The 247-nt window shown below is 64.0% G+C and carries 1 protein-coding gene; it reads left to right on the top strand.

What is annotated here, in order from left to right; genetic code table 11:
• Positions 1 to 29: 29 nt before the first annotated feature.
• Positions 30 to 247: hypothetical protein (locus V0R37_RS22950; RefSeq protein WP_420376672.1), on the top strand; the 218-nt coding region annotated here is incomplete at its 3' end.

Below are 247 nucleotides of genomic sequence, written 5' to 3'. Positions count from 1 at the left end.
CCACCGGCTTGGCACGTCCGCCGGAGCCAGTGCCTTTTGTCGGGCTTGGCCAGTGGTTTGCAGGCAAGGTGACACCGACCCCGCTGCAGAAGAAGGCAGAAGATCTGTCGCTTCAAGCTGGGCCGCAGCTGTTCATCCTTGAAGACGTGACCGGCGCGGGCAAGACCGAAGCCGCCTGTATTCTGGCTCAGCGGCTGCTGGCCGACGGCCATGGCGAAGGGCTCTACTTTGCGCTCCCTACCATGGC

Origin of the sequence: Pollutimonas rozaliensis (assembly GCF_048751585.1) — a bacterium.
GTDB lineage: Bacteria > Pseudomonadota > Gammaproteobacteria > Burkholderiales > Burkholderiaceae_B.
The sequence above is the reverse complement of the archived record's forward strand: the minus strand, read 5'-3'. Positions and strand labels throughout refer to the sequence as shown.